The organism is Paraliobacillus sediminis, from assembly GCF_003426055.1.
Genome location: NZ_QJSI01000003.1, coordinates 766,614 through 780,727 on the forward strand (window position 1 = coordinate 766,614; position 14,114 = coordinate 780,727).

Below are 14,114 nucleotides of genomic sequence, written 5' to 3' on the forward strand. Positions count from 1 at the left end.
AATCACATTGTGGTATTATGAAAAAAAACTGCAGTATCCTGTACGCGTAACAGAATGTAATCCACGTTTAGCCAAATATCTTATCGAGCAATATGGGGGTGCAGATGGAGAATTATCCGCTGCGTTGCGATACCTCAACCAGCGTTATACAATTCCAAATAAAGTAGTTGGTCTATTAAATGATATTGGTACCGAGGAATTCGCGCATTTAGAAATGATTGCAACAATGATTTATAAATTGACCAAAGATGCTACCCCAGAACAAATGAAAGAAGCTGGTTTGGCCGCTCATTATGTGAATCACGATAGTGCGTTATATTATCAAAATGCTGCAGGCGCACCATGGACTGCCTCCTACATTCAAGCAAAAGGTGATCCAATTGCAGATATATATGAAGACATCGCGGCTGAAGAAAAGGCACGCGCCACATACCAATGGATTATTAATGTTTCGGATGATCCACAATTAAACGACAGCTTAAAGTTTTTACGCGAAAGAGAAATTGTCCATTCGCAACGTTTTAGAGAAGCGGCTCAAATATTAATTGACGAAAAAGATAAAAAACAATTCTTTTAGATAAATCTCTATATAATTCACAAAATAAAATGATCACGAGTTATACCAAGACTTAAATGCCCGTTTCACTTTCCGAAAGTTGCGTAATCAATAAAAAGAACTAAAGATTTTTTATTCTAAAATCTTTAGTTCTTTTTCATTAGGTAAGAAAATTTTCTGACCTGGTGTTACGATATTTGAATCTAGTTCATTAAATTCACGTAAAGAACTGACAACGTTTGTTGATTGATAATATTTTTCTGCAATTAAAATTAGCGTATCACTTTCCGTTACAAGATAGTATCTTCCAGTAACTTCTACAAGTTCATTCTCATTGGTTTCTTTAGCTACCGCAATAGTCACTTCGTTAGATAATTCCTGATTAATTGGAATAACGGTAACTTTTTCTCCTACAGGAAGTGAATATACCGTATTCTCATCATTTATTGATCTAAACCACTCTTCTCCCCATACCTGATAGGTTAAAACTAATCCTACAATAACAATGAATAAGACAACTAAAAAACGTATAAACAGAAAATTGATTTTCCATTTCGTTTTTGTTTTTTTATCAGCATGCACATAACTACGTGGTGGCAAATCTAAAATATCAATGTTTGGCTCATCTTCCTCTAATTTTTCAGGAGTAGTAATTGGCTGTTCCTTAGCAGTAGAGTCACGTTGAATTTGTTGCATTTGCTCGCGTAGTCTCATTGCTTGATCTTCTCTGTAGTCACTCATCTATAACCCCTCCTAAAAAAACGTAAATATAAAGCTAAACTGAAATCAATAATAAAATGTGTCATAATCGTTACACTAAGGTTATTTGTAACCTCGAATAAAAAACCAATATAGAAACTTAGCATAACAACGCTAATAAATAAAACGGGCTTGAATAAATATCGGATATGAATAAACGCAAATAGCAAACTCGTTGCAATATAACCAATACTGGACTGCAACACACCACGAAACAATACCTCTTCTGTTATAGCAACAAACATTGTTAGGATAATAATTTGATAGATATTACTTCCTTCAAATATTTTTTCGTTAATTCCACCATCATCCCAATAACGTTTAGATAGGGTTTGGTACATAAAAATGTCAATTGCCACGACAATAATACCTGAAAATAGACCATAATAGATAATTTCAGTGGCTGAGCCTTCAAACAGTGCTGGAAAAAATGCAAATGAACCATGAATAAACCAAGCAATGATTACACTTATAAATAGTAAAAGTCCCTGTGATATGTAAACTGGTTGTCTAACTTGTTTACTAGTCATACTTGCAATAATTGCTGCTTGTCTATCTTTCATTTACTTCCCCTCTAGCAAGAACAAATTTGCTAATTCTATTTCCCAACTACTTTCTACAAGTTGCTTTGCTTCAACGATTGGTTCCCATTTATTAAATGTAAAATCACAGTAATCACAGCAAAAGTATTTCGCTTCTGAACTATCAGGTTGAAATGCTTGATATAATTGTTCTCTTCTACAAGTTACGCCGGTTACCCAGGTTAATATTTCATCTAATTTATTTAATTTATAGTACGTTCTTTCAATAATTCTTTGATTTATTGCTTCCAAAATTTCTGCCTTCTTATCATATATCGGCAAAATTTGATCTTCTTTAATCATATCATGTTTTTCTAGTTGATAATGTAAAAATCGCCATTGTGTTTCGTTTATTTGAAACTCCTCTATTAATAACGGACTACCTAAGTCAACTTTCTTGTCTGATCTTGCTAGTGAATCAAGTCTATTTATAATTGTAGGGATTTGTTCCGTTGTAGGTAATTCAGATTCAATTAAACGCTTTGGTAAAATATCATCAAAAGGTGCGTACAATACCAGACTGACACTAGACATTCCATCTCTCCCTGCCCTGCCTACTTCCTGTATGAATGATTCAATTTGGGTAGGTATATGATAATGCACTACTAAACGTACATTTGATTTATCAATCCCCATTCCAAATGCACTGGTACAACAGATCACATCTAACTGATTCTCCATAAATTGTTGTTGAATTAAAATACGATCTACTTGTTCCATACCACCATGATAAAATGCAACACGAAGTTCTTGTAAACTATCCCCTAATTGACTTGCAACAAATTCAGCTTCTTTTTTACTTGAAAAATAGATCATAGTTGGAACCGGAAACTTTCCTAATAATTGCTTTAAATAACTTACTTTTTCTTGTTTTGATTGTAATGCCTGAACAGTAAACGCAATATTGTCTCGATCCATTGGATAAATATGTTTATTTAATGGCACATTATTTAATTGTTTAGCAATATCTTTTTGAACTTCCGGTGTAGCTGTTGCACTTAAAGCTAATATTGGAGGATTATTTAACGCTTCTATAACAGGATTCAATTTAAGGTAATCAGGTCTAAATTCATGACCCCATTGAGAGATACAATGTGCTTCATCAATAACAAACAAAGATATTTTTATCCTTTTTAATCGATCTAATAAACGATTATTTTGTAACATTTCTGGTGAAAGATAAATTAATTTATATGAATCCAGCTGGTCAAATAAAAAATGTCTCTCCGTATAGTCAACAAAACTGTTTATTGCGATAACCTTTTTAAAACCTTTAGCCTTTAACTGTTTTACTTGATCTGACATAAGAGATAGCAGAGGGGATACGACAATAACGGTATCATTTCCCTTAATTGCTGGAATCTGATAACAAATGGATTTTCCCGATCCTGTAGGCAATACGCCTAATACATTATTACCTGCTAAGACATCTTCAATAATTTCTTTTTGTCCAGTTCTAAATGCATTAAACCCAAAATAATCTTGCAAGATCCGCTCTAGTTGATTCATTTTAATAAACCCTCCTTCTGTGGAAAATCAGAATACGTTAATACGAGGCGAATCTGAAAATAGCTAAAATTGTTTCCAGCTAATTCTTTGATTTGTTTTAACTTTGCTGTCTTATTACTCCTAATAGCAGTGAGTATAATTGTAACTGACTCTTGATCTACATACGGATTTATTGAAAATTCCGGCTCAATATAAGCAATTTCAACGATATGATCTTCTATCGTATTTACTTTTAGTTGTCTAATTCGCGCTATTTGTTCAACGTCAAACCCTTTTTTTATTAAGTGGTATGTTTTTTCTGCTGAATTCGTAATAAATTTCTTTGATATCTGTGTAAAGTAATAAAATGTCGGTAAATATTTTAATTGGTTTTCTCGTTCATGCAGATAGGTTAGTAATTGATGTATGGTACCAGTTAAGTATAAATGAATATCGACAGGCGTTGTTTGATATTTTCTTGCTAATTGGTTCATAGTTAAACCAATCTTTTGATAACCCGTTAATCGATCAACAAATAATTGCGCTAAATCCGGATTAATACTTTTAAGAAAGCTAGACAATTCGTGATGTATACCAGTTAACCATTGATCACTTTCATCTCTATGGATGTGATAATGTTTCTTTACCCATGTTTGCACCTCTTTATGTTCCGTAATTGCAACAAAGTACCCCTTCTTGCGAGACATATTCGTATAAGTTTGAATCCATAATTGCAATCTTAACCAGAATAAATCACTCATTCGATCAAAAATAAGACCATTTAATTGTTTAATTGGATAGTTTTCTAATTTGCCTTTTAAATATACCTCACCACTTTGGGTGATATGCGCATTATTTTGATTGTCCAATGTAACATAATTTTCAGTTACTAAAGCTTTAATTTCATCCTCAAAGTACTTTCTTTCCAAATGTTTGCAAACACCAAAATAAGGTGTAATTTGATAGAGTTTAGAATCTTGCAACGTTTGTATTGAGCGCTTACCAACCAAGAGATGAAAAATCGAAGCTGTACTCCGTTCCATACTTATACGTGCTATACAATCTAGTAAAATTGCTCTAAACATAGCTTTTAACTCCTTTTTTAAAAATAGTAAAGTAGTTATTCATTATCTCCACTTGTACCGTCATTGCAAAAACAAGTAATTGAACGTAAAATAGTAAAAATAGATATACTTTACTAATAAAACATGAAAGAGCAAGAAGGGAGAGTTAGCATGGCTCATTATACAATAGTGGATAAAGATACATGCATTGCCTGCGGTGCATGTGGGGCAGCAGCTCCTGATATATATGATTATGATGATGAGGGGATTGCCTACGTTCTCTTAGATGATAATACAGGGAACGTTAAAATACCAGAAATATTAGAAGAGGATATGTTGGACGCACATGAAGGTTGCCCGACTGACTCGATCAAAATTGCTCAAGAATCATTTGATCGTGACCCTTTCAAATATGAAAAATAGTTTGTTATTATTCAAAAAGTGAAGGAACCACTATCAAATGGCTCCTTCACTTTTTAGTTTGAATTACTTTATAACTCAACTTTCACAGTGTAAAACAGGTACTTAAGTCTTGGTATAACAAGGATTTCTCACAATCCAAAATAGAAATTGACTCCACGCCTCTTTCGAAATCATCTGAATTCCATCTGACCTACATGAGAGAAACGCTGTCGTAAGAGAAGACTCTCACCCGCTACGTCAGTATATTGATTCGCTTTCCGTGGGCACAGTCGAAGATCCACTTGTGCTGTTTCCACAGGAGTCTCCTCCATTTACTTCCTTCGCTGGATAGAGATTAAAATTAATATATTATCTGCTGGTGATAAAGTTTTATTGTGCTTATGACAACAGCTTCTCACATTATGATGATTGATTGTAGCGTAAGGCAGTCGATCCTTGAAAATATAGTTCGATTTTCTTCGTGCGGTGTGGGTTCAGGAAGTAAATTCAAAGTCCTGCGGGAAAAGCAAGATCTGAAGATCCACTTCGGAAAGTGCTCTTTGCTTTTCGAAGTTAGCTGCAGACTTGCCCGCGGAAAGCGACTGCCTGAAGCGGAAATCAACATGGCAGTTACGACTGAGTCTATGTTAATTCAGTCATAAGCAACAATTTTAAAAAAAAAGCAGACCTTTTTAAACAATGTCAGGTAATAGATCAAATATAATCCAAACGCAAAACAGTAATCGATTACCGCTTGTTTTTTAAGTAATATAGTTGTGTTAATAATTAATGTAAAACAAGTGGATTAACACCATCAGGTACAGGAATAGATTCATGAAGCCTGTATTCCCCTACTACATCACTATCAATCGGGATATCAAAAACAACACTACTATAACCAAACGTTTTTGCGGTAATTAGGATTGCTTCGATCATCGACGCGGTTCTCTGATTATTAGAGAATTGATTTGACTCTGAAAATGAAATAATCATTTCATCCTTACCATTGTCTTCAGCGTTAAAAAACACATCCTTTGGAATAGGTGCTTTGATATAATTCCCTTCATCCAGCTGCATAAGCGTTAGTGCCTCGTTAATCGATACTATTTCATTAACACTTGTAGGGATGAGCAACTTCTCTAGATCTTCGTACTGATAAATTTTGTACACCTGATTTGTTATCTTTCGCAAAGGAAATTTATCTATAACGCCATATGGACCTAAATCAACTGGATCAGCAGATTCTGTTTGTACATTAATTTCACTGATTCCATACGGTGTGAACATAAAATCAAGCATTTGTTGAAACATAATTGCGTTACTAGAACCATTAGGAAATTGATATGCATTTGGAACAGTCATAAAAAGTTGTTCCTTGTTATCAATAAACTCAAATACTATATCTTCAAATGGAAATGTTTTTATTCCAACACTTTCAACTAAATCTTCAACATAACTATTAATTCGATTGTAGTAATCATTCGGTTCTCCGGTTGACGAAGCGTCAACTAAAGTGATTGGGATTGCGTATTGATAATTTTGATCAGCTACAGTCAGTGTGAATGTCTGTTCCTGTTCAATTTCATGATAATACAACATACTTTCTATATTTACCTCTGTTTCAACTAAACCGACACTTTCTTCACTTGTGTCACCTGAAATATTTTGTTCTTGTGAAGTAAAGCTATCTTCACTACTTTCTATTTGATCTGCATTATCAAACAGTGTTGTATTTGTACTGCGGATAAAAATAAAAACTACCGACAATGCGGCTATTAATGCCAGAGAAGGAATAACCCAAGATCGGTTTTGTTTAGATTTTGGTGTTGTATTTAGTTCTTGTTGGATTTTATTATACAAGATTTCCTTTGATTGTTGATCCTTTACTTTAGGCATTTTATTTAATTTTTTTTCTAAATCTATTTCATCCAACCTCTGTTGATCCATGATTATTACCTCCTCTCTATGTGAGTGTCTAGTAGTAATTTTTGCATTTTTTTTATGGCTCGATGCTGTGTAGTTTTCACTTTACTGATTGACCATCCCATAATATCTGCTGTTTCTTGAATCGATAAAGATTGAATAAAGCGCAATATTATGACCTGTTTTTGACCTAGACTGCATTGATCTAATTGATAATAAATGTTTTTCATATCCTCATCAAGAATAACAACCTCTTCAGGTAAGTCGGAAGGGTCTTTAAAATCAGATTCCTGTTTATTAAAATTAAAAAAATCTATTAATCGTTGTTTGTTTCGTTGTTGTTTTCTAAAAGAATCCATCGTTGTGTGCCTTGCAATAGAAAATAACCACGTTTTTTCTGTACTATCACCCCGAAACGAATCATATGACTTTAGTACTTTGATATATACTTCCTGAATAAGATCTTCAGCCAAAGATTGGTCTTTGACCATATAAAAAATATACTGAAACAAATCTTGATGATACTTATTATATAAATCTTCAAACGTGGTCTTCATTTATAAGACCTCCCGTCCTAATATATTAGTCGTTACTTCCTACAAAAGGTTACACTCTATCGTTTATTTATGTCTGTAAATATCGCTTGAAAATGAGAGAAAGTGGTTTATACAATACACACAGGAATAACACATTACCAATAGCGTGTGAGATATCAAAAGGCAGACCAGCTAAATAGTAAGCTAGAAACTTTCCTGTAATAACGTAGTTCGTGAAAGCAAATGTAAAGCCGAAAAATAGACCAGCTAAAAGTGCATAAACAAATAAAAGAATAAAAGGTTTTTTAAAATGTATCTTTCCTATTAATCCACTGAAAATACCGATAAACGACCATGCAACTATTTGCCATATCGTCCAAATTCCCATACCTAAGAACAAATTAGATATATATGTAGTGATAACTGCTAAAAAGAAAGCGGAAATTGGTCCTAAAAAAAATCCCGTAATGATAATAATGGCAGTTACAGGCTGTATGTTTGGTAAAAACTGAAAAGCAACTCGTCCAACAACACACAATGAAGCTAACACAGCAATTAATGTTAAACGATATGTCCGCTTCATTAATTATTCCATTCCATGTAAATCAAAAACAACTTCATCACCTGAAGATAATTCATATTCATTTGCACCAACAAGAGCTTCTTCATCATTTACTTCATACAACCAAAATTTATCATCTGTTTGTTCTACACCATCTATAGAGGTAATAAAGCCATCTACATCTTCAATTTCATAATTTTCTTCCAATACGTCCATCAATATTTCATTCTCTTCTATTTCAATCGTTTCATCAGAAATAACTTCTTCTCCATTATCTGTTGAAATTACTATATTGACTGCTTGCTCGTTAGCATTAGTAGTTTCATCTGGTGTCTCTGTTTGGCCACAACCTAATAAGATCAGTGTACTAACTAAAAAGGCCATGATCAACTTTACGTGATTTTTCATTATAAATTCCTCCATTTTTTGGAGGACTGAACAATAATTTGCATAATTAGGTAAAAAAATCACACAAAAAAAACAAATCAATTGCTCATTCCTCGAAGCATTGATAAAGTGAAATTGGTAGGTCTACTGACTCGTACATTTATCTACTTTGAATCCTTCCCATACCGACTAATTGATACAGTGGATTTATTCATTTCGTCTGTACTTACAGTTGCGAGGACAGTTCTGGTATCACACCAGATTCCCTGTTATGTTACATACACCAATTACACATTATTTAATTATTTTACGCGTTATCCTTACTTTTTGGTAGCTCAAAAGAAAAAGTGGTACCTTCAGAATGTTTACTTTGAACCGATATATTACCTCGATGTGCTTCAATGATATTTTTGGCAATAGCTAATCCAAGGCCTGTGCCTTTCTTTCCTGCTTTTCTTTGTCTTGATTTATCTGCTTTATAAAATCGCTCAAATACAAATGGTAAGTCATCTTGAGGAATACCTGATCCATTATCCATGATAGTAAAAAGAACTTTCTTTTTTTGTTCCTCTATACCAACAACAATTTCTCCATGTTCTTGTGTATGACTAATTGCATTGTCAATTAGGTTAGTTAAGACTTGTTCCAGACGATCTGGATCAAAAGATAAGATTAAATCTTTATTCGTAATAGTGTACCTTAAAGAAATGTGTTTTTCGTTAGCAAGACCTTTGAACTTTCGAATAATTCGATCAACGTATAGATCTACTTCTATATGTTCTTGGTTTAATTGAATTTGTCCTGCTTTTATTCGTGCAAGATCAAGCAATTCATTAACGAGTCTACCCATTCGTAGTGACTCATCTCGAATAATGTGTGCTAATTCATTTTTTTCTTCTTTTGATTCAGCAATATCATCGACAATTGCTTCACTATAACCTTGTAGCATGGAAATCGGTGTACGTAATTCATGCGATACATTTGCAATAAAGTCTTCACGTAATTTATCCATTTTTCGTTCTTCTGTCATATCACGAATGACAGCAACAACACCACGTACTTTAGTTTGATCATATAATGGAGACATGATCATAACCCAGTTTCGTCCTTGAATAAATACTTCACGCATTGACTCAGATTCTATTGCTATTACCTCTTGCATAAGATCTTTTACTTCATTAGGTAAAATTTCTTTATCCTCTATGTCTAGCTCGTAACGCCAATCTTTTAAGAACTTTTCTGCTGGTGGATTAGAAACAATAATGTCTGCTACTCGATTTAATGTGATAACACCATCAGCCATTGATCGTAAAATACTATATAACTGTTCTTTTTCTTGGCTTAGTGCATCAATATGATAATTAAGTTGTCTTCCCATCCGGTTAAAAGCCATAGCCAATTCACCAATTTCATCATGTGTTAAAATTGGTACTTTTGTACGAAATTCACCCTTTGTTAATTCAGACGCAGCTTCACGCATTTGAATTAATGGCTTTGTTATCCGTGTTGATAGAAAAAACGCAAAAATAGTCATTAACACAATGGCAATTGCAGCTGCTAGGAGAATAATACGCGTAGTTTGTTCTGTAGTTGCAGCAACGACAGTACTTGATTGATAAGCATAAACTGCTCCAACTTGGTCATTTAACCTAGTACCTATCAATAAGACTTTCGTACCGTCATGCAGTGTTGTCTCACTCTTTACCACATTATCACTAAAGTATACAGCTCTGTATTCCTCATTTTCGAATAACCACTCGCTCGTGATAAGAGGAAGTGTTTCATCCGAACTTTCAGATATCCAACTATATTCTTGATCTTCAACAATAATAATCCGGCTTGCGGGATCTTTAATTGTTTCTATCATATTTTCAATAAGTTCTTGATCTTCGTACTCACTAAGAATTGTTGAAACTTTATTAGCAGTATCCAATAATTCTTCCTCTGCTTGATTCACATGGTAACTTTCAAAAAATTCTAGTAGAAAAAAACTGATAATTGCTAAAACGACAAAAATAACAATCAAAAAAGTTACCCAGAGTTTAAATACAACACTTCTCCAAAACATTATTCATCAGCTACTTCAAATTTGTAGCCTACTCCCCAGACCGTGACAATCATTTTAGCAGCATCTTTAGATACCTTGTTTAACTTTTCACGTAATCGTTTCACGTGTGTATCTACTGTGCGTAAATCACCAAAGAATTCGTACTTCCATACTTCCTTTAATAGTTGTTCGCGATCAAAGACTTTATTTGGCGAAGTTGCTAAAAAGTGGAGCAATTCATACTCCTTTGGGGTTAATCCAACTTCAATACCGCCTGCTAAAACACGATGCGCATCATTCTCTATCAAAATGTGTTGAAATTCGAGTATATCTTTTGTTACCTTCTCTATATTTGATGCTGGTATGGAAGATGATCTTCTCAGCAAAGCTTTTACTCGTAACACGACTTCTCTAGGACTAAATGGTTTAACAATATAATCATCTGCACCGACTTCAAAACCCTCAATACGATTTGCTTCTTCTCCTTTGGCTGTGAGCATAATGATAGGCGTCGCTTTTTTTTCGCGGATACCTTTACAAACTACAATACCATCCTGTCCAGGAAGCATGAGATCTAATATTATTAATGTATACTCTTCTTCTATTGCTAATTCAAGGCCTCGATAACCATCATCTGCCTCTTCGACAATATACCCTTCTCTTTCTAAATACATTTTTAACAAGCGTCTAATTCTTTCCTCATCCTCAACCACGAGTATCTTATTGTTTTCATCCATCCCAAATACCCCTTCCTAGCACCTTTGCATTAATTAGAGCATCTTCTTTATTAACTTGGTCATTAGAAGAAAAAGGTGATTATTTCAACATATTTCGCAATAAACACCTGACTTTTGACTAATTAGAATAATAAAGTCACTCTTTTATTTTTGTTTGTAATGCTTCATTACGAAGCTGTTTGACTTCGTGCGGCGTTAATTCACGGTAATCACCTGGCTGTAAACCTTGCAACGTCAAAAATCCATAACGCTCTCGTTTAAGTTTTTTTACTGGATGATTAATCCCCTCAAACATCCTTCTTACTTGACGATTTTTACCTTGATGCAAGACTAGTTCCATTATTGCGGTATTTTTTTGTTCATCAGTAGATAAAATTTTAGAATGAATAGCTTTTAAAACTTCTCCCTCAGATTTAACACCATTTCTCAATTCTTTAATCGCTTCTCTTGACGGGATACCTTCGATTTTGGCGACATAAACTTTATCCATTTCATGACTTGGATGCATTAATAACTGTGTAAATTCTCCATCATTAGTCAGCAAAATAATACCAGAAGTATCATAATCTAATCTTCCAACAGGATAAACCCGTTCTTTTAAGTGCGGTATTAGATCTGTAAGTACCTTTCGATTTTTATCATCTTTCAAACTAGAAATTACACCTCTAGGTTTATATACAACATAATAGACATGTTGTTCCTTTTCAAGTGGTAAACCTTCTACTTCAACTTTATCGTCTGGTGTTACTTTCGTACCTAGCTTCTTAACTTTTTTTCCATTAACGGTTACTTTACCATCCTCGATAAGTTTTTCAGCTTTTCTTCTAGAAGTGACTCCACTGTGTGCAATCACTTTCTGTAAACGTTCTTCATTATTTGACATATTATCACCATAATTTCATTCGATTTTTAATAATTGGTTTTGTATAGTTTATTTTGACAGAAAAAGCGCAACAAAACAATAGCGTTAACAGTAGCGTTAACGCTTTATTGTGAAAATACAATTGTTACAACTATAATTGATGTTATTATACCAATAAAATCGGCTATTAGTCCAACTTTTAATGCATCTCCCATTTTATGAATACCTACTGCACCAAAATAAACAGTAATAATATAAAACGTCGTATCTGTGCTTCCTTGCATCGTAGAAGCAAGTCTTCCAATAAACGAATCGGGTCCATGTATTTTGATTAAATCAGCAGTAATTGCTAATGCAGCTGTTCCTGATATTGGTCTTGTGAAGGCTAAAGGTGCTATCTCACTAGGAATACCTAAAAATAACAATACAGGTTGTAGTAAACTTATAAATGCGTCCAAAGCTCCTGAACTTCGAAAGATAGCAATAGATACAATCATACCTAATAAGAATGGTAGTAACGAAATTGCTGTCTTTATCCCCTCTTTTCCACCTTCAACAAATAATTCATATGTAGGGAGTTTTTTTACTGTACCGGTAATTAAAACAATCATCACCATACTAGGTATAATCCATGCACTGATTAATGTAATGGTGTTCATTTTTTGTTTTTACTCACCCTTTTCAAATAAAATAGTCGATCAATTATAATAGCCAATGATGTTGTGACAAGTGTAGCTATTATAGTCGTAGCAACAATTTCTGTTGGAGCGGTTGATTGATATTGCATTCGAATTGCGATCACTGTTGTCGGAATTAGCGTTAAACTTGATGTATTAATCACTAAAAATGTGATCATCGAACGACTTGCCTTATCAGAATTTGAAAGTAACTTCATTTCCTTCATTGCTTTTATCCCCATTGGGGTAGCAGCATTTCCAAGTCCAAATAAATTTGCAATGAAATTTGAAAGAATATAACCCATTGCTGGATGATCTTTAGGTATTTCAGGAAATAACCTCGTTACAAGTGGTTTGAAGAGTGTCGAAAGCTTACTTAAAATGCCAGCCTTCTCTGCAATACGCATTAAGCCTAACCAAAAGACGAGCACACTGATTAAACCTATAGATAAAGTTACTGCTTCTGATGCACTCGAAAAAATCGCCTCATTCACTTGATCCATTGTTCCGTTAATCATTGCATAAATAATTCCTATAATCGACATACCAGCCCAGATATAATTGACCATCTACATCACACCGACCATTTTATTGAAAAAAGTAATAACAGTTTCAATGAAGCTCACCCGTTTTTTACTTTGCATTCCTACTGCTAATTGGTCTTGCAATGAACTTGTGCTTGATGATAGATTATATTGTTCAAATCCCCAATCAAATAAGCGAATATGATCTTGCCAGTCATTTGGGTCATCTAAAGTCACTACAATTAACGTGACATCATTCTTTTTAGCAACAGAAACCAGTGTCCTACCAGCCGCCTTTGTATAACCAGTCTTTCCTCCAATTGTATAGGAGTAATAAGTAGTTAGTAGTTTATTTTTATTTCCCCAAGCATAAGAACGTTGATCGGAAAGATATGATTGCGCACCAGTTATTGTCACAAATTGTTCATCTTCCATGGCGTGTTTGGTTAATAAAGCCATATCATATGCAGTTGAAAAGTGTGATTCCGAATCCAAACCATGCGGATTATCAAAATGTGATTGTTCCATCCCTAACCAAGTCGCTTTCTCATTCATCAGATAAGAGAATCCTTCTACACTACCACCAACATATTCCGCAATTGCTGTTGCAGCATCATTTCCTGATCGCAACATTAAACCATAAACAAGATCTTTTAATTTTATTTTCTCTCCTTCTTGCAAATAAATAGAGGAACCTTCTGTGTAAGCAGCCTCGCGACTTACAGTAACAGTATCTTCCATTTTACCTGATTCAATTGCTAATATTGCTGTCATTATTTTCGTTATACTAGCAATCAGTTCTGGATCTTCAGCAGCTTTTTCATATAGAATTTCTCCATTCGATTGGTCCATAAGAATAGCATTACGAGCTGTTACACTAGGATTCGCCTCAACAGTTTTAGGGTTGATTGTCAACAAGCAAATACAACCTATTATAATTAGCAGCATTGATTTCAATTTTTTACATCCTCTCTACATACTTTCTCTATAATCTTATGCAGAAAGGACG

At 33.9% G+C, this 14,114-nt stretch carries 17 protein-coding genes and 1 riboswitch; of the genes, 2 read left to right on the plus strand and 15 right to left on the minus strand.

Features of this window, described 5'->3' with window-relative positions; all coding sequences use genetic code 11:
* The first annotated feature begins 7 nt into the window (after nucleotides 1–7).
* Complete coding sequence (locus D2K60_RS16595) at nucleotides 8–577, plus strand: manganese catalase family protein (RefSeq protein ID WP_117169332.1); 570 nt, start codon at nucleotides 8–10, stop codon at nucleotides 575–577.
* A gap of 111 nt (nucleotides 578–688) precedes the next feature.
* Here D2K60_RS16595 and D2K60_RS16600 read toward each other — a convergent pair whose 3' ends face one another.
* Genes D2K60_RS16600 through D2K60_RS16615 form a run of 4 tightly spaced genes read right to left on the minus strand, consistent with a single transcriptional unit; the run spans nucleotide 689 to nucleotide 4,469 of the window.
* Nucleotides 689–1,297, minus strand: coding sequence for a LysM peptidoglycan-binding domain-containing protein (locus tag D2K60_RS16600; RefSeq protein ID WP_117169331.1), 609 nt, complete (start codon nucleotides 1,295–1,297; stop codon nucleotides 689–691).
* Nucleotides 1,294–1,878 (minus strand): CPBP family intramembrane glutamic endopeptidase, encoded by a 585-nt coding sequence (locus D2K60_RS16605; RefSeq protein WP_117169330.1) that lies wholly within the window; start codon nucleotides 1,876–1,878, stop codon nucleotides 1,294–1,296. The genes D2K60_RS16600 and D2K60_RS16605 overlap by 4 nt, the downstream gene beginning before the upstream one ends.
* Nucleotides 1,879–3,405 carry a RecQ family ATP-dependent DNA helicase gene (locus D2K60_RS16610; protein WP_117169329.1) on the minus strand — a complete coding sequence of 509 codons (1,527 nt, stop codon included), beginning with the start codon at nucleotides 3,403–3,405 and terminating at the stop codon, nucleotides 1,879–1,881.
* Nucleotides 3,402–4,469: a YpbB family protein gene (locus tag D2K60_RS16615; protein ID WP_117169328.1), complete on the minus strand. Its 1,068-nt coding sequence runs from the start codon at nucleotides 4,467–4,469 to the stop codon at nucleotides 3,402–3,404. The genes D2K60_RS16610 and D2K60_RS16615 overlap by 4 nt, the downstream gene beginning before the upstream one ends.
* Before the next feature lie 150 nt (nucleotides 4,470–4,619).
* Here D2K60_RS16615 and D2K60_RS16620 point away from each other — a divergent pair, with 150 nt between their 5' ends.
* Nucleotides 4,620–4,871, plus strand: a complete 252-nt coding sequence (locus tag D2K60_RS16620; RefSeq protein WP_117169327.1) for a ferredoxin — start codon at nucleotides 4,620–4,622, stop codon at nucleotides 4,869–4,871.
* A 170-nt stretch (nucleotides 4,872–5,041) separates the two neighbouring features.
* On the opposite strand, the gene D2K60_RS21175 is transcribed toward D2K60_RS16620, so the two are convergent.
* From D2K60_RS21175 to D2K60_RS16670, 11 genes are all read right to left on the minus strand, one after another.
* Nucleotides 5,042–5,167 carry a hypothetical protein gene (locus D2K60_RS21175; protein WP_275896244.1) on the minus strand — a complete coding sequence of 42 codons (126 nt, stop codon included), beginning with the start codon at nucleotides 5,165–5,167 and terminating at the stop codon, nucleotides 5,042–5,044.
* 469 nt (nucleotides 5,168–5,636) lie between these two features.
* Nucleotides 5,637–6,797 carry a hypothetical protein gene (locus tag D2K60_RS16625; RefSeq protein ID WP_117169326.1) on the minus strand — a complete coding sequence of 387 codons (1,161 nt, stop codon included), beginning with the start codon at nucleotides 6,795–6,797 and terminating at the stop codon, nucleotides 5,637–5,639.
* 5 nt (nucleotides 6,798–6,802) lie between these two features.
* Nucleotides 6,803–7,330 carry a sigma-70 family RNA polymerase sigma factor gene (locus D2K60_RS16630; protein WP_117169325.1) on the minus strand — a complete coding sequence of 176 codons (528 nt, stop codon included), beginning with the start codon at nucleotides 7,328–7,330 and terminating at the stop codon, nucleotides 6,803–6,805.
* A 67-nt stretch (nucleotides 7,331–7,397) separates the two neighbouring features.
* Nucleotides 7,398–7,892: an ECF transporter S component gene (locus D2K60_RS16635; RefSeq protein WP_117169324.1), complete on the minus strand. Its 495-nt coding sequence runs from the start codon at nucleotides 7,890–7,892 to the stop codon at nucleotides 7,398–7,400.
* Nucleotides 7,893–7,895: 3 nt separating this feature from the next.
* Nucleotides 7,896–8,279, minus strand: a complete 384-nt coding sequence (locus D2K60_RS16640) for a DUF4430 domain-containing protein (RefSeq protein WP_240335272.1) — start codon at nucleotides 8,277–8,279, stop codon at nucleotides 7,896–7,898.
* A 99-nt stretch (nucleotides 8,280–8,378) separates the two neighbouring features.
* Nucleotides 8,379–8,561: riboswitch (cobalamin riboswitch) on the minus strand.
* 4 nt (nucleotides 8,562–8,565) lie between these two features.
* Nucleotides 8,566–10,326, minus strand: a complete 1,761-nt coding sequence (locus tag D2K60_RS16645) for an ATP-binding protein (RefSeq protein WP_117169323.1) — start codon at nucleotides 10,324–10,326, stop codon at nucleotides 8,566–8,568.
* Nucleotides 10,326–11,042, minus strand: coding sequence for a response regulator transcription factor (locus tag D2K60_RS16650; RefSeq protein ID WP_117169322.1), 717 nt, complete (start codon nucleotides 11,040–11,042; stop codon nucleotides 10,326–10,328). Before D2K60_RS16650 ends, D2K60_RS16645 begins: the two co-directional genes overlap by 1 nt.
* A gap of 136 nt (nucleotides 11,043–11,178) precedes the next feature.
* Nucleotides 11,179–11,925, minus strand: coding sequence for a pseudouridine synthase (locus D2K60_RS16655; protein ID WP_117169321.1), 747 nt, complete (start codon nucleotides 11,923–11,925; stop codon nucleotides 11,179–11,181).
* 104 nt (nucleotides 11,926–12,029) lie between these two features.
* Nucleotides 12,030–12,563, minus strand: a complete 534-nt coding sequence (locus tag D2K60_RS16660) for a spore maturation protein (protein WP_117169320.1) — start codon at nucleotides 12,561–12,563, stop codon at nucleotides 12,030–12,032.
* Nucleotides 12,560–13,150: a nucleoside recognition domain-containing protein gene (locus D2K60_RS16665; protein ID WP_117169319.1), complete on the minus strand. Its 591-nt coding sequence runs from the start codon at nucleotides 13,148–13,150 to the stop codon at nucleotides 12,560–12,562. The genes D2K60_RS16660 and D2K60_RS16665 overlap by 4 nt, the downstream gene beginning before the upstream one ends.
* Complete coding sequence (locus tag D2K60_RS16670; RefSeq protein WP_117170352.1) at nucleotides 13,151–14,053, minus strand: D-alanyl-D-alanine carboxypeptidase family protein; 903 nt, start codon at nucleotides 14,051–14,053, stop codon at nucleotides 13,151–13,153. It abuts the gene before it with no gap.
* Nucleotides 14,054–14,114: the final 61 nt, after the last annotated feature.